Consider the following 21,272-nt stretch of genomic DNA (forward strand, 5'->3'; position numbering starts at 1 on the left):
TTGACACACTAAGAAAAGTGAATGAAAGGAGATGAGAGTTTTGCACGAAACAACGCAAGAGCTCGCAAACTGGCAGTATTATTTTGCTATCGCAGTCTTTTTAATTACATATGCCATTATTATTTCTGAAAAAATTAATCGCGCTGTCATCGCACTTCTTGGTGCAGCACTCATGGTAATTATGGGGGTTGTTGATTTACACAATGCCTTTACGAAACATATTGAATGGGGGACGATTACACTACTCATCGGTATGATGATTTTGGTGAACATTACGAGTAAATCGGGCGTCTTCCAATACGTTGCCATTAAAGCAGCAAAAGGAGCGCAAGGAAATCCAATTAAAATTTTAATTTCACTTTCCTTACTTACTGCACTTGGTTCCGCGTTTTTAGATAACGTTACAACTGTACTTCTTGTTGTTCCAGTTACTTTATCTATTACGCGCATACTGCAAGTAAATCCTGTCCCTTATTTACTTTCTGAAATTATTTTTTCAAACATTGGGGGAACAGCAACATTAATTGGTGATCCACCTAACATTATGATTGGTTCTGCCAATAAGCATTTAGATTTCAATGCTTTCTTACTAAACTTAGCGCCAATCGTAATTATTATCATTGGTGTGACAGCGACAATACTTTACTTCATGTACCGCAAACAATTAATCGCTGATCCTGTACAAGTTAAAAAATTAATGAGTTTAGATGAAAAGCAATACATTAAAGATCCAGTATTAATGAAAAAATCTTTAACAGTACTTGGACTTACAATTGTAGGTTTCATGACTCATTCCATTTTCCACGTTGATGCAGCTATCATCGCTTTAACTGGTGCTACTGTTCTTATGCTAATCGGTGTGAAAGAGCATGAAATTGAAGAAGTATTCGCAAGTGTAGAATGGGTAACAATCTTCTTCTTCGCAGGACTATTCGTACTCGTTGGAGGACTTATCGATATCGGTCTGATCAAAATGCTAGCTCAAAAAGTAATTGGCATAACAGGCGGAGATATTTCTTACGCATCTATCCTTATTTTATGGGTATCTGGTATCGCCTCGGCAACAATCGATAACATTCCATTCGTTGCAACAATGATTCCTCTTATTAACGATATGGCTGTCGGATTAGGTTTATCACCTGCTGACGCACAAATCGACGTATTATGGTGGGCATTAGCATTAGGTGCTTGTCTGGGCGGAAACGGAACATTAATCGGCGCTTCTGCTAACGTAATTGTCGCAGGTATCGCAAGCCGCGAAGGACATAAATTTAGCTACATGGACTTCTTAAAAGTCGGTTTCCCAATTATGATCGTTTCATTAATCATTTCTCATATTTATATTTATGTACGCTACCTTATGTAGCACAAAAAGCGCTCTGATAATCAGGGCGCTTTTTTCATTACACATATTTAAATTAAACTTACTCGTTATACCTCACCGGCTCATTTCTGATAATGAACAAGTGAATCGGCAAGAACACTGAAAATGTGATGACATGAATAATCGTAAATAATATAGAGTTCGTTCCATATCTGTCTAAAATAGCGTAGATAAGATAAATAGACAACACAATGGATACAGCTGTTGCTATTAAATATAAAATTGGTACGAAATTAAAAATGAAACATGCGACATATATGCCGAATACTTTCCATCCTGCTTCTTCTTTCAAGAAATCTGGTAATTTATCTTTCGCTAAATCACCCCATATTTTACTATTTAAAAAAGGAATAAATGCTAGAACTCCATCCGTTGCACCGTCATTTTTCGCCATCGTATACAGTGCAAAAGCCGTTAACAAATACGCAATAACTGCCCAAATCAATATAACAAGAATAAACGCAAAACTAAGAGCAAAGAAACCTGCTAGTAAGCCTTGATCTTCCATCTTATCCTCTCCTCTCTACTCTCAACATATTTCATTGCATTGCAAGTTATGTTTTAAAATTCAACCAAACCCTCTGTATAATAATAGGAGTAAGATAATAAGAGAGGAGAACAACCGATGCATCCATTTGTAAAAGCATTACAAGAGCATTTCATAGCTCACAAAAATCCGGAAAAAGCAGAACCGATGGCACGTTATATGAAAAATCACTTCCCATTTCTTGGTATTCAAACGCCTGAAAGAAGACAATTATTAAAAGACGTCATCCAAATACATACTCTCCCAGATCCAAAAGACTTCCAAATTATCGTACGTGAGCTTTGGGATTTACCAGAACGAGAATTTCAGGTAGCTGCACTCGATATGATGCAAAAATATAAAAAGCATATAAACGAAACGCATATCCCCTTCTTAGAAGAACTTATTGTAACAAAATCTTGGTGGGACACTGTCGATAGCATCGTCCCTACATTTTTAGGTAATATCTTTTTACAACATCCAGAATTGATTTCTGCCTATATTCCAAAATGGATTGCATCAGATAACATATGGTTACAACGCGCCGCCATTTTATTCCAGCTAAAATATAAACAAAAGATGGATGAAGAACTTCTTTTTTGGGTTATTGGACAACTACATTCTTCGAAAGAATTTTTCATTCAAAAAGCGATTGGATGGGTCCTTCGTGAATATGCAAAAACAAAGCCCGATGTCGTTTGGGAATACGTGCAAAATAACGAGCTTGCTCCGCTCAGCAGGCGTGAAGCAATTAAGCACATTAAAGAAAATTACGGAATAAATAACGAAAAAATAGGCGAGACTCTATCATAGATAGACGCGTTCCTCTATTGAGATTTAAAAAAGAACGTGTTAGAATATGTTCATTATTATTAATATAAGTAGCGATGACGGACTTATAAGTACTTGCACAAAAAGCGATTCAGGGATAGTGAAAGCCTGAAGCCGCAAGGAAACGGCAGTCTCGAGCAATACGTGATAAAGTGGATGCACCTTTTGTGTATCAACTAGGGTGGAACCGCGGGCAAACGCTCGTCCCTAGGCAATTAAGCCTTGGGATGAGCGTTTTTTTATGTTTTTCAAAGCATATACTGCTCGTTTCACAAGTTACCTGAGCACGTCATCGCCAATACGTTAACTTTCAAAAGGAGGATTTTCTTATGTATTCAATGGAACAAGTAGTAAACTTAGCGAAACATCGCGGTTTTGTTTTCCCTGGTTCTGAAATTTACGGTGGTCTTGCAAACACTTGGGATTACGGTCCACTTGGAATCGAATTAAAAAATAACGTTAAAAAAGCTTGGTGGAAAAAATTCATTCAAGAATCTCCATACAACGTTGGTTTAGACGCAGCTATTTTAATGAACCCAAAAACTTGGATCGCTTCTGGTCACGTTGGTAACTTCAACGATCCAATGATCGACTGTAAAAAATGTAAAGCGCGTCACCGTGCTGACAAATTAATTGAAGATGCATTAGATGCAAAAGGCATCGAAATGGTTGTTGATGGTCTTACTTTCGACCAAATGGCTGACTTAATGAAAGAACATGAAGTAAAATGTCCTGATTGCGGTAGTGAAGAATTCACTGAAATCCGTCAGTTCAACTTAATGTTCAAAACATTCCAAGGTGTTACAGAGTCTAGCACAAACGAAATCTTCCTTCGTCCAGAAACAGCACAAGGTATTTTCGTAAACTTCAAAAACGTACAACGCTCTATGCGTAAAAAACTTCCATTTGGTATTGGCCAAATCGGTAAAAGCTTCCGTAACGAAATCACGCCTGGTAACTTCACATTCCGTACACGTGAATTCGAACAAATGGAACTTGAATTCTTCTGTAAGCCTGGTGAAGATTTAGAGTGGTTCGCATTCTGGCGTGAAACTTGTAAGAACTGGTTACTTTCACTTGGTATGACTGAAGAAAGCATGCGTCTTCGTGACCACGGTGAAGAGGAATTATCTCACTACAGTAACGCAACAACTGACATTGAATTCAAATTCCCATTCGGTTGGGGCGAACTATGGGGCGTTGCATCTCGTACAGACTTCGATTTAAAACGTCACATGGAACACTCTAACGAAGACTTTAACTATATTGATCCACAAACGAATGAGCGTTACGTACCGTACTGCATCGAGCCATCTTTAGGTGCTGATCGCGTAACATTAGCGTTCTTATGTGATGCATATGAAGAAGAGCAATTAGAAAACGATTCTCGTACAGTTCTTCGTTTCCACCCTGCTTTAGCACCATACAAAGCAGCGATCTTACCATTATCTAAAAAGCTATCTGAAGGTGCTACTGAAGTATTTGCAGAACTAGCTAAAGACTTCATGGTAGACTTTGACGAAACTGGTTCTATCGGTAAACGTTACCGTCGTCAAGACGAAATCGGTACACCATTCTGTATCACTTATGACTTCGACTCAGTTGAAGACAAAGCTGTTACAGTACGTGACCGTGACACAATGGAACAAGTTCGTATGCCAATTAGCGAACTAAAAGGTTTCTTAGAGAAGAAAATCCAGTTCTAATTATAAGAAAAAGAGGCTGCTCATTAGAGCAGCCTCTTTTTTTACTTTTCACGTTTTTCTTTAATTGCTACTGTACATCTTGAAATACATAATAAATCGTCATTCTCATCAATGATACGTACATCCCAAACCATCGTTGAGTTTCCTCTATGTATCGGTGTTCCGATCGCTGTTACAATTCCATCTTTCTTTGAGCGAATATGATTTGCATTAATTTCTAAACCGAAACAAATACATTTTTCTTGATCAATTAAATTGTATGAACCAACGCTTGCTACTGTTTCCGCTAACGCAAGAGATGCACCACCGTGTAAAAAACCAAACGGCTGATGTGTACGTTCATCAACAGGCATCGTAGCAACTACCTTATCTTCTGTCATCTCTAACAACTCAATTCCAAGCGAATCCATTAAAGTTTTTGCCATATCGTTTCCCCCTTCTCTCACTTTAATTAAATGTATAATTTTACCTATTTACTTTCAAACTACTTATAACACTTATATAAGGAGGCTTCACCTAAATGAAACAGAAATTTTTTATACTATCGCTTATGTTCTCCTTGCTGACTATTGTACCAAATTGTGCACTAGCAGCCAAAGCATCCAACCTGACAATCGATGTTCAGACTGTCACGCAAAAAGGTAAGAAACCTTATATAGAATATCAAATTAACAGACCTTCTTTTCATAACTTTTCCGATTCTAAATTTCAAAATAAGCTCAATTTCTATTACAAAAAATCTACTGACAAATTTAAAACCAGATTAGAAAAAGACGCAAAAAAATATTATAAAGAAACAGAAGGGTCAAGTACACCATTTCATCCATACGTGGCGAATGTTGATTATAAAGTCTCTTTAAATAAACCACCTTTTCTTAGCCTATATTTGAATTACTATCAATATACAGGCGGAGCACACGGTCTTTATACGTGGAAGGCAAACACATTCGATTTAAACGAAAAAAAGTTACTACACTTAGACGATTTATTTCAACAAGAAGATAAATATAAAGATGTAATTCGTGCTGAGATTGTAAGACAAATTAAACAAAATGAAAGTATTTATTTTCCTGATGCATCTGAAAAAGTCATGAGCACGAAAAAGTTCCACTTCTTTTTAGAACCGGACAATCTCGTCATTTATTTCCCTTTATATGAAATTGCGCCTTATTCAAGCGGCATTCCACAATTTCGTATTCCATATACGTTGTTAAGAGACTATTTGAAGCCTTCTTATCAAAATATTTTAATTGACAACAAGTAAATCTTTTCGCTACGATAATGTTAACCTAAAAACAACAGGAGGTTAACATTATGAGAAGATTTCATGTTTTAGATTTAGCATTAGCTGCCATGTTCGTTGCTCTTATGGCCATTGGTGCAAATATTGTATCTTGGGCACCATTCCTGCAAGTAGCGGGCATCCCATTATCTATGCAACCATTTTTCGCAATTTTAGCAGGGCTTCTTCTTGGAAGTAGACTTGGTGCATTATCAATGACCGTTTACATGCTCGTTGGAGTAGCAGGTGCACCAATCTTCGCTAACTTCAAAGCTGGATTTGGAGCACTTTTAGATCCTACTGGTGGTTTTATTATCGCATTTATTATCGTTGCTTACGTATCAGGAAAACTAGTAGAACAAAAAGAACGACCGACATTCAGTACATTTGCAATTGCTTCGTTCACAGGAATCATTTTAACGTATATTATCGGTACTACTTACATGTACGGGGCAGTCAATCTCTTCATGGGTGGTAATATGAGCTATAAAGCTGCTTGGATGATTATGATGTGGTTCGCAGTAAAAGATATTGCATTTACCATTATCGGTGCTATTATCGCACCTCGTATATACTATGCTGTACGTCGTTCCGCTTATCAGCATTCTCATTCGACAATTTCATAATAAAAAAGAGTTATCTTACTATGTTAAGATAACTCTTTTTTTATTTTCGACAATATACGACACATATTAGAAATGATTTTTGTTATGCTAATTCAGCAAATCTTATATTTACACATCTAATTAGAACAATGTTTTGGAGGAAAATCAGTGAATCTATCAAAAAATACACTTATTAAAATAAGTGTCGGAGTACTATCTTTATTTTTCATACTAAGTATGAGTATCGGTTACAAATTATATGGAAATAGTGAGTTAGGAATGTCATATACCTTTGGAAACGGCCTAGCATTTTTCTTTTTAATTCTTACTATAGCTAGTTTATGCGCGACTTTAATCTTTATTGTTATTGGGTTAATTAAGAAAGTACGAAAATTGCCAGCAAAAAAATCTTTAGTAACATCTATAATATTATTTGTTACATCAATTATATCCATTATCGTTCTACTCTTTACGATAACAAAAGTAACAAATATAGAAGAGGAATACCAAGCTCTTCAAGCCCAAAAGAAAAAAGAAGCTAATTACTTAATTGCCGCAGCATCTTTTTATAATAATATAAACACCTTTAAATATGCAGCATCTTACGTATTATCCGAGTATTCAACTACATGGTCAAGTGCAATAGATAAAAGACAAGACTTCAATCATGCACTAAGTTCTAAGAGAACAGAAATTGACGGAATGATTACAACTGTTGATACGTTTTATAGCACAATGGGAAATGATTTAAAGTTAGTCTCTGAAGCCGCAAAAGAACAGCCTAATAAGTATAAAGAAACCTATGAAGAATATAAAAAAATATACGGGATTATTACAGCGCTTAACGAACAAGCCCAATCTCCAAGTGGCAGCTTAATTTCATTTAATCAAAATGTTAATGCATTGATTCAAGAATACAAAAAAGCAGCTGGAAATATTAATATCGCTATTACTGATGAAATTAAATCCAAAGCTAATGAGCTAAAGCCTACTGATAAAAATTAAAGACACTCTCTCCAGAGTGTCTTTTTTATCAAAAAATCCCCTTTTAGATTAAGCAGTAAATACGTTCTTTTACCGCCCATCCAACAGGGGATTATATCATTATATTAAGACTCTTGATTCGTTTGTTCTTCTAAAATTTTCTTCATCATTGCAACCATGTCATCACGTAATTCTGGGTGTTGCAGTGCCATTTCGATTGTCGTTTGAACGAATCCTAGCTTTTCACCTACATCGTAGCGCTTTCCTTCGAAATCGTAAGCAAATACACGTTGAATTTCATTTAAGCTTTGGATTGCATCTGTTAACTGAATTTCGCCACCAGCACCAACATGTTGCTGTTCTAAGAACATAAAGATTTCAGGCGTTAAAATGTAACGTCCCATAATCGCTAAGTTTGAAGGTGCTGTACCTTGCGCTGGCTTCTCGACGAAATTGCGAACTTGGTAACGACGACCTTCTTGTTCTAATGGATCAATAATTCCATAGCGATGTGTTTCCGACTCTGGAACAGTTTGTACACCAATAACAGAAGAAAGTGTTTTTTCATACTCATCCATTAATTGACGTAAACATGGTTTCTCAGCTTGGACAATATCATCACCTAGTAGCACTGCAAACGGCTCATCGCCAATGAATTTACGTGCACACCAAACAGCATGTCCTAGCCCTTTCGGTTCTTTTTGACGGATGTAATGAATATCTACCATTTTTGAAGAAGCTTGTACTTTTTCAAGCAACTCATATTTTTTCTTCTCCAATAAGTTTTGTTCTAGTTCAAATGCGTTATCAAAATGATCTTCGATAGAACGCTTTGTTTTACCAGTAACGATAATAATATCTTCGATACCCGATTTCACTGCTTCTTCTACAATGTATTGGATCGTTGGTTTATCTACTATCGGTAACATTTCTTTCGGCATTGCTTTCGTTGCTGGTAAAAAACGTGTTCCTAATCCAGCTGCTGGGATTATCGCTTTTCTTACTTTTTTCATCACAAAATACCCTCTCTCCTGTCGGAATCAATAGCAATCATTTCCTACATAAAACAAAAGGGAGATTTCGCTCCCTTTTGTTCCTTACTACTTAAAATTACTTTGTATTATAAACGATTCATAATGTCTTCTTTAATAGTAAGTAACTTTTGTTCACTATTTTGTAAAGAACTATCTTTTACACCAAAGTAGAACTTAATCTTCGGTTCAGTTCCAGATGGACGTAGGCAGAACCATGAACCATCCTCTAATTGATATTTTAACACATTTGATTTCGGTAAGTGAATCTCTTCTTTATGTCCATCTTGTAAAGATGTAACGATGCTTGCTTTATAGTCTTCAACTGCCACGACTGTTAAGCCCGCTACTTCTTTCGGAGGATTTTCACGGAACGTTGCCATCATCTCTTGGATTTTTTCCGCTCCATCTTTTCCTTTTAACGTTAACGACACAAGGTCTTCACGGAAGAAGCCGTACTTCTCAAATACTTCTAATAGACCGTCATATAACGTCTTCCCTTGAGATTTGTAGTATGCAGCTACTTCACATGCGAATAGGACAGATTGTACTGCATCTTTATCACGGCAGAATGGACGGATTAAATAACCATAGCTTTCCTCATAACCGAATTGGAATTCATATTGTCCGCTTTCTTCATACTGTCTAATTTTCTCACCGATAAATTTAAACCCAGTTAACGTATCAATTGTATCTAAACCGTATGCTTTCGCGATTGTACGGCCGATTTCAGACGTTACGATTGTTTTTAATACGACACCGTTCTCTGGAAGCGTTCCGTTTTCTTTCTTTTGTGATAGTAAATAATCAAGCATTAATGCACCTGTTTGGTTACCAGTTAATACTTGGAACTCACCATCGTGATTACGAACTGCTACACCAAGGCGATCTGCGTCAGGATCTGTTGCGATTAATACATCCGCTCCTACCTTTTCACCGTCACGAATTGCATATTCAAATGCTGCATGCTCTTCTGGGTTCGGTGATTTTACTGTAGAGAAGTTCGGATCTGGTAACTCTTGCTCTTTTACAACTGTTACATCTGTAAATCCAACTTCTTTTAAACCACGGCGTACAGAAATATTTGATGTTCCGTGTAGTGGTGTGAAGACGATTTTTAAATCTTTGCCGGCCTTTTCCACCATTTCTTTATTAATAATGACATTGTTCAATTCTGCAGCATATGCATCATCGACTTCTTGTCCAATAATATGTAATAAACCGTCAGCTTTTAATTGCTCCACATTAGCAACCTCAACTGTTAACTCGTCTTCTACTGCGTTTACGTAGCTAATTAATTCATCAGCTTCTTTCGGAGGCAACTGTCCACCATCTTCACCGTATACTTTATAACCGTTATATTCAGGCGGATTATGACTTGCAGTAAGAACGATTCCACTCACTGTATGTAAATGACGAACTGCGAAAGAAAGCACTGGCGTTGGACGTAAGCTTTCAAACACATATGTTGTAATGCCGTGTGCACCTAGTGTAGCAGCAACTTCCATTGCGAACTCAGGTGATTTATGACGAGAATCATAGGCTACAACAACACCGCGTTTTTTCGCTTCCTCACCTAACTTTTCGATAAAGCTTGCTAATCCTTTTGTCGCTTTACGAACTGTATATACGTTCAGACGGTTCGTACCAGCACCAAGTTCACCACGCATACCACCTGTGCCAAACTCTAGATTTTTATAAAAGCTATCCTCGATTTTCTTCTCATCTTGCTTCATATTTTCTAGCTGTTCTTTTAATTCTGCATCTAATTGTGCGTAAGAAAGCCAGCGACTAAATTCTTGTTTCCAATTCATTCTTCTCTCTCCTCTCGCTCGTCATACCTTTATTATATGAAAAAAACATGCTGTATCTCAATATTTTATAAAATCTAGCAGGATTTTACTAGGAATATTTGTATACACTATTGTTAAATACTCCACTAAAGGGAATGAGGATTATGCGCGAATGGGGCTTGTCAGAAGAGCTCAAAATACAAACAAAGCAAATGATTGAAATTGCTGAAAAAGAACTATCGATTATGAGGAGCGCAATCGATAAAGAAGACGAATGTATTTTATGCAAAATGGAAGATATTCATCATATGTTAGCAAATGTACAAACATTGGCAGCTACATACTATATTCAAGCATATTTATCACCTTATACGGAAAGTTCATCTTTTATTACGACAGCTATCCAACATTTAAGCGCCCGAAAACATGGCGCTCTTATCGTTGTGGAACGAAACGAGACGCTTGAAGCTTTCATTCAAACTGGAACGACATTAAACGCTCATTTAACCGCACCATTACTCGAATCAATATTTTATCCAGGTAACCCTCTTCATGATGGAGCCGTTCTCGTTAAAAATAATCATATTGTCTCAGCTGCCAATATTCTTCCGCTCACGAAAAGCACAGAAGTTGATCCTGAACTAGGAACACGTCACAGAGCTGCAATTGGCTTATCAGAAAAAAGCGATGCCCTTATTTTAGTTGTCTCTGAAGAAACGGGCCGCACTTCCTTTGCTTTAAACGGGACTTTATATACAATTTCTCTATAAAGTAAAATTACATCGGCCGTAACACCATATATCAATAAAAAAGGCTGTTCCAAAATGTAGGAACAGCCCTCTCTTACGATCTTATTCTTCGCCGAAACGTTCAACAAGCGTTGCAAGTGTACGTACCATCGCACCTGTTGCTCCAGCTGGACCTAAATCATGTGTTCCTGATGATTCAGATGTTCCAGCGATGTCTAAGTGTACCCAAGGTGTATCTTCAGCAAATTCACCTAGGAATGTACCAGCCATAACCGCATGTCCTTCGCGGCCTGGTGAGTTATTTAAATCAGCAAACTTACTGTTTCTCACGCGTTCTTTATCACGATCAAAAATCGGTAATTGCCAAATTGATTCATCTGTTTCCATAGATGCTTCTAGCACTTGCTCAAACAACTCTTCATTGTTTGTCATTGCACCCGTCGTATGATTTCCAAGTGCAACAATTACACCACCTGTTAATGTCGCAACATCAATGAGATAGTTTGCACCTAATTTTTTCGCATACGTAATACCGTCAGCTAATGCTAAGCGACCTTCTGCATCTGTATTTAATACTTCAATTGTTTTTCCGCTCATAGATGTGATTACATCGTCTGGCTTAAATGCTGTACCACTTACAACGTTATCCGTTGATGGAATAACAGCGATCACATTTTGCTCTGGGCGAAGTTCACCGATAATTTCCATCGCACCTAATACAGCAGCTGCACCGCCCATATCACCTTTCATACCGACCATGCCTTCACGTGGTTTTAAAGAATAACCGCCTGTATCGTATGTGATTCCTTTTCCAACGAATCCAATAACATCTGTCCACTCTTCTTTTCCTTTATAAATAAGAGCGATCATTTTTGGTGGTTCTACACTACCTTGGTTTACTGCAAGTAACGCACCCATACCAAGCTCTTCCATCTCTTCTTTCTCAAGAACTTTATAATCCATATCATACTTCTCCGCTAACTCAATAGCATACTCAGCAAGCTTCGTCGCTGTTAATACGTTTGGCGGCATATTTACAAGTGTACGAGCTGAATTTGTTGCACGTCCATGTACGTAGCCAACTGTTAATGCCGCTTCAATTTCCTGTGCATCTTCCGCTGTAATAGCCGTAAACTTCTCTAACTCTACACGATCCTTTTTATCTGATTTATACGTTTGTAACTCATATGTACCAAGGCCTTGTACTTCTGCCGCAATATGAGCGACATCAATCGCGTCTAATTTCTCTGTTACGAAAGAATCAAGTAAGATTGCTGCATCTTGTACTTTTGCTGCTTGCAGTGTTTTAAACGTCTTACCAAGAGCCGAACGTAATGTTTCTGTCGTATAAGATTCTTTCTTGCCTAAACCAACGAAATAATAACGTTTCACATCTGTTTTTCCTAAACTATGTACTTTTGAAATAGCTTTCTTCTTCGTAGAAAGTTCTTTCTCTTCTAATAAAACTTGTAATTGTCCTTCAAACACTTTGTCCAGTTCTTGTACAAAGCTACTCGTTTCCTCTTCTTCAAATAAGGCAACAACCACCGCTTCATGGCTTGCTAATTCTTTTTGTACTTGGAACATGTTCAGACCCCCTAAATTTCTCTACTCTACCTTTATTATAACTTTATTTTCGATAAAATGCGACAATTCTAACTTCTGTTATATTCTATCTAGTCCCTATTTCCTCCAATATAAAATAAAAAAAGTCTAGCGTAATTACCACTAGACTATCTTTGTTTTAAATATTGTCCGCGAAACACTTGCATCGTCTCATCTTGGTTTAACATCGTTAACTCTTCTTCTGAAAACTTACCATTTCCTATCTTAACTACATATACATTTACTTTTTTCTTACCCCATTGGCTATAAACATCTTTCACCGTATCATAGTACAAATCAAGACGGTTTCCTTTTATTGCACCGCCCTTATCAGCTACTACACCATACCCATAACCTGGTACGAATAAGATTGTTCCAATTGGGAATACGCGTAAGTCCGCTGCAATTGTGGAATATAAATCCCTTTTCGCCTTAACACCTGAATATGTAATACCATACTCCGGATGTCCCGGCCTCTTACCAGTTGACTCAATTCCCGACGTATAACCTGTTGCCGTCATTTCAATTGAACGATATTTAGACCAGTCGTTTGCCTGCTCTAAAGCATTTATCACTTCTTTACTCGGAGCAACATTTCTCTTAACTTCTGCTGCATGTACTTCTTTTGCACTCGTTCCCTCATATTTCTTTACAATCTCTAATAAAGAAACTCCTGTGAAAGCATTCCATGTTACGCATAATGCAATTGCAAGTAAACAAGTCATCATAATGCGAATACAATATCGTTTTAACATTTTTATATGCCACACTCCTTCATCGTTAATCATTCCCTATACGATGAAAGAATATGCAAAAAAAATAATCTCCAATTGCATTGGAGATTAAAACATTTGATATCCGCTTTTCCGAAGTTTTTTAATTACGATTCCTGCTAAAGCAGCACCTACTAACCCAGTAGATAAAATAAACACATCTGCTTGTCCTAAATGCGATACACTTGTCCCAAATGAAGAAAATGTTTCTTTTGGCTTTGAAAAATAATCCCACATACTCGCCTTATTAATAATAAGCATACAAACAATCGGATATACAATAACCATTACCCATGTCGCTCGCAATATCATGTTGAGTAAAAATCCAATTCCAAAAAACAAAATGAAAAATAACATCATTGAAATAAGTAATACCGGTATACTCACTCTTTCTCCCTCTCCTTCGTATGTGCCGTAAATACGTGATAGGCTGTATAACCAAACTGCTCTCCTGGATTTAATGTTTTGTCCATTTCAAGATGTAATTCTGATTGTCTTTCTAACAAATATGTAATAAGTACAGACGTATTTGGATCGTCCGCAATCGTATCTGGATGTAGAAACGCTACTTCAGACAATTCCTTCTCCTGTACAATAATCTCTTCCCCTTCAGGCTCCAAAAGGAAAATAATCATATTATCACTAATCTCATTGCGAATCACGCCCGATCTAACACCAATGATCCCCTTCACATGAGCGACAATACCTGTCTCTTCTAACACTTCACGTTTCACAGCTTCATCAACGGTCTCACCTTCATTTACAAAACCAGCCGGTAAAGACCATTTCCCCTTTAACCCACTGTATTTCTTCTTAACGAATAACCACCTGCCATCTTTTGTAGCTACTAGGCCACTGACAGCTAACCATACTTTTCCTCGCTTCTCCATGATGTCATACCCTCCTCTATTAGAACGGACAGAATATTCTTTCTTTTTTATATATTATACTATATTTTTTAAATGAAAAAAGCAGAAACAGCTCTTAGCCGTTTCTGCTTTTTCTACTATATATTAAAAGAACTTTAATTTACCTTTTTTAAGAACTAATAAAGGTCCACCTAATAAGAATAGGTAACGGTTATCGATCACTTTCTTCATGAAGGAAGCTTTCCAACCTGTTAACTTTTTGCCCATAACAACGCCCATTGCATCGTCATGACCTAAAGAACATACAGATCCTTTATTGTCGAATACGAATTTCTTCATTTCGCCTTTACCACGAACTAACACAGTTAAGTTGTGCGCAATGTTGTAACCTTGTTGAATTGCGATTTGTGCTGTTGGTGGGTATGGACGGTTAATTTCTTCGTTAATGATTAACGCTGCGTCACCAACCATGAATACATCTTCGTATCCTGGAGCGTGCATGTACTCATCAACTTTTACACGTCCGCGCATTGCTTCAAAGCCAGACTCTTCCACAATACCGTTACCACGAACACCTGCAGCCCAAACTACTGTTTCAGACTTAATTAATTCAGTATCATCACCGTTTGCAACGATAATACCTTCTTCAGTTGCTTCTTTAATTGCTGTACCGATGCGGAATTCTACACCTTTTTTCTCAAGTTGTTTCACAGCGTATTCTACTAATGCTGGATCGAAACCTGGAAGTGCTGTTGGAGCAGCTTCTACACAGATAATACGTGCTTTTTCACGTGGTACATTGTACTGTTTGCAAAGTTCAGGAACACGGTTTGCAAGCTCACCTACGTACTCGATACCAGTAAATCCAGCACCACCAACAACGATTGTTACTAACTCATCGCGCTTTTCATCTGCATATTTAGCGAAGCTAGCTTCCATATGCTCACGAATTTGACGAGTTGCATTAATGTTAGCGATTGAGAATGCATGCTCTTTTAATCCTGTAATTCCAAATGTTTCTGATTCGAAACCAAGACCGATTACTAAGTAGTCATATTCTAACTCGCCGTCTTTTAAGATAATGCGTTTTTCAGCAGCTTTAATTTCTACTACTGTATCTTGTACAAAGTTCACTTTATTTGTATCAATAACGTCTTGAATATCTAGACAGATTTTTTCATCTTGTAATGTACCAGCTGCGCTCTCGTGTAACCAAGTCGCTTGGTAGTGATAGCTGTTGTTGTTTACTAACGTAATTTCAGCTTCATTTACAGATAATGCTTTTTGCAGACGAACAGTCGTAATCATCCCGCCATAACCTGCACCTAAAACTACGATTTTTGGAGTCTTCACCAAATCACAACCCTTTTCTTTATATAATAGTAATGAAAAATAATACCAAGTACTAAAAACTCTATTTGTCAAGAATGTGGAATTTATCACATTCTATATCATAACAAAACGCAGTCAAAAAATCGTACGAATTTTGTCATAGAAATTTAACATAATACTTCCCTATATTAGTCGGTTTTATTCCAGAATTCAAGCGTCTGGAGAATTATCAATATTTTAAAATAACATAGCGTTTTCAAGGGTTTTTCAGCCTTTTTTTCATGTATTTTCCTTTCTCCATATTTTATACAATTAAAAAGTGTCTATGCGAAAACTTACACACAATTCAGTCGTTTTCAGAAGTATTATGAACTGAAATATGCTATCATTTATTTGAAAGTATCATCATTTGCAGGATTTTCGTGTACATATGAACAATATATGAAATCAATATCAAAATTCCATCTATAGGGGGAATGAAAGTGGCAGAAAATCAAAAAGTTTACGACATAACGATTATTGGTGGTGGTCCAACAGGACTATTCACAGCATTTTATGGCGGTATGAGACAAGCAAGTGTAAAAATTATTGAAAGCTTACCTCAGCTTGGAGGACAATTATCCGCACTCTACCCTGAAAAATACATTTATGATGTAGCTGGATTCCCGAAAGTGCGTGCACAAGAGTTAGTTGATAACTTAAAAGAGCAAATGAAGAAATTTGATCCAACCGTTTGTTTAGAAGAAGCTGTTGATACGCTTGAGAAACAAGCTGACGGTATATTTAAACTTGTTACAAATAAGCAAACTCACTATTCTAAATCAGTCATTATTACTGCTGGTAACGGTGCTTTCCAACCACGCCGCTTAGAATTAGAAGGGACAGCAAAGTACGAAAAGAAAAATTTACATTATTTCGTTGATGATATGAATAAATTTGCTGGTAAGCGCGTCGTAGTATTTGGCGGCGGCGATTCAGCTGTTGATTGGACAATGATGTTAGAGCCAATCGCCGACAAAGTTACAATCGTTCATCGTCGTGATAAATTCCGTGCGCATGAACATAGCGTAGAAAGCTTAATGAACTCTCGTGCAGAAGTAAGCACACCATACGTTCCAGTAGAACTCATTGGTGATGACAAAATTGAACAAGTCGTTCTACAACACGTAAAAACAGAAGAAAAAATTATCATCGATGTTGATGATGTAATCGTAAACTACGGCTTCGTTTCTTCCCTTGGCCCAATAAAAAACTGGGGCTTAGATATACAAAAAAACAGCATTCTCGTGAATTCGAAAATGGAAACAAATATTCCTGGCATTTACGCTGCTGGTGACATTTGTACATATGAAGGAAAAGTAAAGCTCATTGCTTGCGGCTTCGGTGAAGCACCAACAGCAGTAAACAATGCGAAAGCTTACTTCGATCCAAACGCAAAACTTCAACCGATGCATAGCTCTAGTATGTTTTAATATAGAAACAAAAAGAACTCCTTTTATGCGAAGGAGTTCTTTTTTATTACGCTATCGTTCCCTTCCAAAATATGTTACAATAAATAAGAACAAACGTTCTATCCAATAAGGGGGATATTTTAAAATGAAAGAACCTATCATCGTAAAAAAAGAAGCTTTCCAAGCAATCGGCATTTCGATTACGACGACCAACGAAAAAGAGGCATCTACTGAAGGGAAAATTCCCGGGCTTTGGAACCGGTACTTCCAAGAACAAATCATGCACCACATTCCAAATCAACAAACGAAAGAAACATTCGCTTTCTACTCAAATTACGAATCAGATGAAACGGGTACATATAAATACACAATTGGCATGCCTGTTTCTTCATTAGAAGACGTTCCTGCAAATATGACAACTTTAACAATACCTGCCGCTACGTATGCGGTATTTACAACGAGAAAAGGACCAGTTGCTGAAGTCGTTTGCGAGGCTTGGGAATATATTTGGAAATGGTCAAAAGAAAATAAGCGTGCTTTTACAACAGACTTTGAGCTTTATGACGAAAGAGCGTTAGATCCAAACAACGTTCAATTGGATATTTATATTGCATTAGCCTAAACGACAAAAAAGAAGATACCATTTGGTATCTTCTTTTTTGTCGTTAAATAGCCACTGTGCAAATTCCACATTATTGTCTACAATGAGAAAGTGCAGTATAGAAATATTAGAAACTGTATAAAGTGAAACTATACTCAGTGGTGGGGGGATTCATCCCCCACCACTGAGTATTAGTTGAACCAATCGGACGTTTACGGGCAGTTAGTCTCCCACCTAACTTCTTTGCTCGAGCCAAATTTTGAGGTGGGAGTTTTACTGCCCGTTAACGCGGGATAAAGTGATTGTTAACAAGTTTTTTAGTTTAAATTTGTCACATAGAAAGGAAGCAATATGGAGGAACTACAACAAAATAAATCTGCTTTAGAAGGAAGCGGAAAACCGTTATTAAAAAATACGAATTTCCTTTTTCTTTGGGCAGCTACTCTTTTTTCAAGTTTCGCTTTAGCCTTTTTTACTTTTTCACAAACGTGGTACATAGCAAAAACATTAAACCTTGAGGCATCACTCGGTGTTGTTTTCGTAGCTCTTAGTGTTCCAAGGCTTGTTTTTATGATTATCGGCGGCGCTGTAGCTGATAAATTCCCGAAAAAAAACATTATGTTTTATTCTAATATTGTTCGTGCGATTCTTGTCGCGACTATTCTTACATGGTTCATCGTAGGTGATGTAACACTATATACATTTGCTTTATTCGCTTTATTCTTTGGACTTGCTGATGCTTTTTTCTGGTCAGCTGATGGATCTATCTTGCCTGAACTTGTAGAAAAAAGCCGTTTAACACAAGCAAACTCACTTACACAAATGACGAACCAAGCATCGGTTATTTTAGGACCTGTACTTGGCGGCATTCTTATCAAATTTACGAACTATGAAACGATTTTCTCGATTACAATTTTATTACTCATTGTCGCAGCCATACTCGTTCAAAAAATACAATTTACGATGCCAGAGCAGCAAAATACAGACAAAGGCATGTTCACTTCTATTAAAGAAGGAATTTTATATGTAAAGGAATCGCCATTCCTTTCAACTTTCCTTATTTGTAGCGCCTTTCTAAACTTATTTTTAATCGGTCCGATGCAAGTCGGTTTCCCGCTTTTCGTTAAAAATGTTCTGCATGGTGATTCGCTTCAGTTTAGTTACTTAGAAGCGTCTGTCGGCGGCGGAATGGCAATAGGCGCTGTCATTGTCGGTTTAAAAAATATTAATCGTAGACGCGGTCTATTTTGTATTATTATGATGCTACTGTCTGGCGTATTCTTCTTATCCATCAACTTTAGCACCGTACTTTGGCAAGCATTATTAGCTGGCATGTTTTACGGTATTACAATCGCAATGGCTATCGTTCCGCTTATGGCGATGATTCAATCGACAGTGAAAGAAGAAATGATGGGACGTGTAATGAGTTTACTTATGCTATCATCAATGGGCTTTATCCCGCTTTCTTACGCATTCACATCTATCGCGCTTGCAATAGGAATTCCAATCGTAACCGTTATGAAAAGTGGTGCAATCGCCGTTATCGTCTTCGTACTATTTGTAGCGATTCGTGTTCCAGTTGTAAGAAAGTTTGATTAACTACTTGGAGTCATGCATTTACGCATGGCTCCTTTTTAAACGGATCAAATAACGGTATCCCCTTACTTCTTCTCAGTGCTGCTCCCCATTCTAATCCAACCTCTAAAAATAAATCCCGCACTGTACTATATAAAAGTGCCTTCACATTTTTACGGATTTCCCCGTATTTATACGCTCTCACAACACTTTTCACGCGCCAAATGAAATTCCCATACACTTCTTCATCAGCTAATATTTGCTCCAGTAAAACACCTTGTTCTAGTAACCCACTCTTTTTATACGCAAGTTCCACCTTACTCCAAAATATATTAATCTTCTTCGGATTACTCGTCATCGGCAGAAGTGCATATATAAAAGGCTTCGGTATATCGTGACGGCAATACGTCTCATCAAGCTCGTACGTTCCTTTTCTATTCTCTTTTATTTGTGGAATGTTTTTAGAAAGAATTGTTTCCCCCTCATATTTTTGCCCCATTCCACTACAGCCAGCTGCATCATTCTCACTTTCACATGCGGACAATTTCATACGGTCATCCATACGGTCAATTGCAGATGTAAGAAATACATATAAGTTCGCACTATACCCGCCGCGTTTATGTCTTTCTTTCGTTGCAACACGCTTTATAATTCCTAATTCCTCTAACTTTGCAATGGAGCGGCGTACTGTACGAATACTTTTTCCAACATTCGTCGCAATCGTCTCCATTAACGGACAAGCAACCCCCACTGTTTTCTGTTTCTCATTCACTGCATACTTTCCTAAAAAATGAATAATAGTAGCATCCGTTTTATTTAATTGAAATCGGTAGCACTTCAAAACTTGTTTTTGATATGTATTAAACTCTTCTTTACTTCGAAATTCACTATATGGTTTCATTAAATTATATAAGCTTCCCATTTTTATCACCTCACTTATAAATAAGGAATCGGAAGGGAATTTGGCGTGGTAATTAATATTTTTTATTGGAGATGAAAATATGATCGTAATTAGCGCTTGTTTAGGTGGTATTGCTTGTCGTTATGATGGAAATGACAATCTCATTTCAAAAATAGAGGAGCTCCTGCAAAAAGAAGATACAGTCCTCATTTGTCCTGAAGTATTAGGTGGATTGCCAACGCCTCGTCCCTCAGCTGAAATTATTGGCGGGAATGGCGATGACGTTTTGGATGGAAAAGCGAAAGTGATGACAAAAGATGGTAAAGATGTCACGGAATCTTTCGTGAGCGGTGCTTATAAAGCGCTAGAACAAATCAAAAATTTACACCCAGAATATATTATTTTGAAAGAACGTAGTCCATCTTGTGGTAGTTCTACCATTTACACGGGAGAATTTAACGGGAATAAACAAACTGGTTACGGGGTAACAACTGCTTTATTTAAAAGACATGGATTTACAGTCATTTCAGAAGAGGATTTTGAGAATCAAAAAAGGAATTGACCCTGTTCGTCAATTCCTTTTTTCTATCTTATTTTGCACCTAATTTTTCTTTCACTTTTGCAGGAAGCTCGTCTTTCTTAACTTCTTCCCAAGCTGTTACACCTTTTTTATCTGAATTGTATACGCGTAAGAATGCTTCTTTACGAAGATTTTTTTGAGCATTAAATTCTAATTCTTTTTCTTTTCCGTCTTTATCAAACCCTTTTAATTTATACTCAAAATGTTTGTATGGCTCTCCATTATCAGACTTACCATTATACTCTTTTCCATCTACTGTAATTTGAACGTAGTACTCATCTTTACCCATACGATTTAAATCACAGCCAACTAAAAGACTCGCAAATACAACTAAAATACTAAAAAGTGCAATATATCTTTTCATTTCCTTCACCTCATGTGTTTTTCTTATATTGTTATCTTAAAGCCCAGAGCTTAAAGAAGAAATTCAAAAACATGACATGAACATTACACTTTTGTAAGATAGTAATTATTTCTTCACTTTAGAAACCATCATCCCGTCACCAATTGGCATGAGTACAGATTCTAAATATAGATGAGTTGCTACTACTTCATTATAAAAAGCCTTAAGGGAAATGAATGAATCATCTCCCTTAAGGCTTTTTATCCTCTATCTCTTTACTGCCAATTTTTTATGTACCTATTACCGCCAATAACGTCTTTCACGCCACTTTCGCCACTTATCACGTAATTT

General features: G+C 37.0%; 22 protein-coding genes and 1 pseudogene. 11 read left to right on the forward strand and 12 right to left on the reverse strand.

Annotated elements, in window-relative coordinates:
- Positions 1-40: 40 nt before the first annotated feature.
- Positions 41-1,366, forward strand: coding sequence for an ArsB/NhaD family transporter (locus MR147_RS22195; RefSeq protein ID WP_000545225.1), 1,326 nt, complete (start codon positions 41-43; stop codon positions 1,364-1,366).
- 58 nt (positions 1,367-1,424) lie between these two features.
- Here MR147_RS22195 and MR147_RS22200 read toward each other — a convergent pair whose 3' ends face one another.
- On the reverse strand, positions 1,425-1,892 hold the full coding sequence (locus MR147_RS22200; protein ID WP_000390057.1) for a hypothetical protein: 468 nt from the start codon (positions 1,890-1,892) through the stop codon (positions 1,425-1,427).
- A 117-nt stretch (positions 1,893-2,009) separates the two neighbouring features.
- On the opposite strand from MR147_RS22200, the gene MR147_RS22205 reads away from it, so the two are divergent.
- Together MR147_RS22205 and MR147_RS22210 are read left to right on the forward strand one after the other, a co-directional pair.
- Positions 2,010-2,723: a DNA alkylation repair protein gene (locus tag MR147_RS22205; protein WP_074606376.1), complete on the forward strand. Its 714-nt coding sequence runs from the start codon at positions 2,010-2,012 to the stop codon at positions 2,721-2,723.
- 347 nt (positions 2,724-3,070) lie between these two features.
- Positions 3,071-4,447: a glycine--tRNA ligase gene (locus MR147_RS22210; protein WP_000287154.1), complete on the forward strand. Its 1,377-nt coding sequence runs from the start codon at positions 3,071-3,073 to the stop codon at positions 4,445-4,447.
- Positions 4,448-4,488: 41 nt separating this feature from the next.
- Here MR147_RS22210 and MR147_RS22215 read toward each other — a convergent pair whose 3' ends face one another.
- A complete protein-coding gene (locus tag MR147_RS22215; RefSeq protein WP_001140608.1) occupies positions 4,489-4,872 on the reverse strand; it encodes a hotdog fold thioesterase in 384 nt (127 codons plus the stop codon).
- Between the two features lie 95 nt (positions 4,873-4,967).
- On the opposite strand from MR147_RS22215, the gene MR147_RS22220 reads away from it, so the two are divergent.
- From MR147_RS22220 to MR147_RS22230, 3 genes are all read left to right on the forward strand, one after another.
- A complete protein-coding gene (locus MR147_RS22220; RefSeq protein WP_074606378.1) occupies positions 4,968-5,711 on the forward strand; it encodes a DUF3298 and DUF4163 domain-containing protein in 744 nt (247 codons plus the stop codon).
- A gap of 50 nt (positions 5,712-5,761) precedes the next feature.
- Positions 5,762-6,355, forward strand: a complete 594-nt coding sequence (locus MR147_RS22225; protein ID WP_001252165.1) for a biotin transporter BioY — start codon at positions 5,762-5,764, stop codon at positions 6,353-6,355.
- Positions 6,356-6,502: 147 nt separating this feature from the next.
- A complete protein-coding gene (locus MR147_RS22230) occupies positions 6,503-7,339 on the forward strand; it encodes a hypothetical protein (RefSeq protein ID WP_048553481.1) in 837 nt (278 codons plus the stop codon).
- 104 nt (positions 7,340-7,443) lie between these two features.
- Here the strand turns inward: MR147_RS22230 and galU are convergent, their stop codons facing one another.
- Together galU and MR147_RS22240 are read right to left on the reverse strand one after the other, a co-directional pair.
- Positions 7,444-8,331, reverse strand: coding sequence for a UTP--glucose-1-phosphate uridylyltransferase GalU (gene galU / locus MR147_RS22235; protein WP_002081150.1), 888 nt, complete (start codon positions 8,329-8,331; stop codon positions 7,444-7,446).
- Between the two features lie 107 nt (positions 8,332-8,438).
- Entirely contained in the window at positions 8,439-10,163 is a 1,725-nt protein-coding gene (locus MR147_RS22240) for a phospho-sugar mutase (RefSeq protein WP_001104208.1), read from the reverse strand.
- 143 nt (positions 10,164-10,306) lie between these two features.
- On the opposite strand from MR147_RS22240, the gene cdaS reads away from it, so the two are divergent.
- Positions 10,307-10,912: a sporulation-specific diadenylate cyclase CdaS gene (gene cdaS, locus MR147_RS22245; protein ID WP_001209528.1), complete on the forward strand. Its 606-nt coding sequence runs from the start codon at positions 10,307-10,309 to the stop codon at positions 10,910-10,912.
- An 81-nt stretch (positions 10,913-10,993) separates the two neighbouring features.
- On the opposite strand, the gene pepA is transcribed toward cdaS, so the two are convergent.
- From pepA to MR147_RS22270, 5 genes are all read right to left on the reverse strand, one after another.
- Positions 10,994-12,478, reverse strand: a complete 1,485-nt coding sequence (gene pepA, locus MR147_RS22250) for a cytosol aminopeptidase (protein ID WP_074606379.1) — start codon at positions 12,476-12,478, stop codon at positions 10,994-10,996.
- Between the two features lie 146 nt (positions 12,479-12,624).
- Entirely contained in the window at positions 12,625-13,251 is a 627-nt protein-coding gene (locus MR147_RS22255; protein WP_000920101.1) for a 3D domain-containing protein, read from the reverse strand.
- Positions 13,252-13,338: 87 nt separating this feature from the next.
- On the reverse strand, positions 13,339-13,656 hold the full coding sequence (locus MR147_RS22260; RefSeq protein ID WP_000027015.1) for a YuiB family protein: 318 nt from the start codon (positions 13,654-13,656) through the stop codon (positions 13,339-13,341).
- Entirely contained in the window at positions 13,653-14,159 is a 507-nt protein-coding gene (locus MR147_RS22265) for an NUDIX hydrolase (RefSeq protein ID WP_000415311.1), read from the reverse strand. The genes MR147_RS22260 and MR147_RS22265 overlap by 4 nt, the downstream gene beginning before the upstream one ends.
- 123 nt (positions 14,160-14,282) lie before the next feature.
- Positions 14,283-15,491 carry an NAD(P)/FAD-dependent oxidoreductase gene (locus MR147_RS22270; RefSeq protein WP_000856615.1) on the reverse strand — a complete coding sequence of 403 codons (1,209 nt, stop codon included), beginning with the start codon at positions 15,489-15,491 and terminating at the stop codon, positions 14,283-14,285.
- Between the two features lie 461 nt (positions 15,492-15,952).
- On the opposite strand from MR147_RS22270, the gene MR147_RS22275 reads away from it, so the two are divergent.
- The 3 genes from MR147_RS22275 (at position 15,953) to MR147_RS22285 (ending at position 19,121) form a co-directional block, all read left to right on the forward strand.
- Positions 15,953-16,942 carry an NAD(P)/FAD-dependent oxidoreductase gene (locus tag MR147_RS22275; protein ID WP_000829779.1) on the forward strand — a complete coding sequence of 330 codons (990 nt, stop codon included), beginning with the start codon at positions 15,953-15,955 and terminating at the stop codon, positions 16,940-16,942.
- Between the two features lie 124 nt (positions 16,943-17,066).
- Positions 17,067-17,543 (forward strand): GyrI-like domain-containing protein, encoded by a 477-nt coding sequence (locus MR147_RS22280; protein WP_074606381.1) that lies wholly within the window; start codon positions 17,067-17,069, stop codon positions 17,541-17,543.
- 330 nt (positions 17,544-17,873) lie between these two features.
- Positions 17,874-19,121, forward strand: a complete 1,248-nt coding sequence (locus MR147_RS22285) for an MFS transporter (protein WP_074606383.1) — start codon at positions 17,874-17,876, stop codon at positions 19,119-19,121.
- A 10-nt stretch (positions 19,122-19,131) separates the two neighbouring features.
- Here MR147_RS22285 and MR147_RS22290 read toward each other — a convergent pair whose 3' ends face one another.
- Positions 19,132-20,019 carry a helix-turn-helix domain-containing protein gene (locus MR147_RS22290; RefSeq protein ID WP_074606385.1) on the reverse strand — a complete coding sequence of 296 codons (888 nt, stop codon included), beginning with the start codon at positions 20,017-20,019 and terminating at the stop codon, positions 19,132-19,134.
- A gap of 79 nt (positions 20,020-20,098) precedes the next feature.
- Here MR147_RS22290 and MR147_RS22295 point away from each other — a divergent pair, with 79 nt between their 5' ends.
- Complete coding sequence (locus tag MR147_RS22295; RefSeq protein WP_001982685.1) at positions 20,099-20,560, forward strand: 2-thiouracil desulfurase family protein; 462 nt, start codon at positions 20,099-20,101, stop codon at positions 20,558-20,560.
- Positions 20,561-20,588: 28 nt separating this feature from the next.
- On the opposite strand, the gene MR147_RS22300 is transcribed toward MR147_RS22295, so the two are convergent.
- Together MR147_RS22300 and MR147_RS27185 are read right to left on the reverse strand one after the other, a co-directional pair.
- Positions 20,589-20,942: a YxeA family protein gene (locus MR147_RS22300; protein WP_000833158.1), complete on the reverse strand. Its 354-nt coding sequence runs from the start codon at positions 20,940-20,942 to the stop codon at positions 20,589-20,591.
- A gap of 105 nt (positions 20,943-21,047) precedes the next feature.
- Positions 21,048-21,137 (reverse strand): annotated as a pseudogene (locus MR147_RS27185) (methyltransferase); the annotation flags it as partial.
- Positions 21,138-21,272: the final 135 nt, after the last annotated feature.

The organism is Bacillus cereus group sp. BfR-BA-01350, assembly GCF_022663775.1.
Classification (GTDB): domain Bacteria; phylum Bacillota; class Bacilli; order Bacillales; family Bacillaceae_G; genus Bacillus_A; species Bacillus_A paranthracis.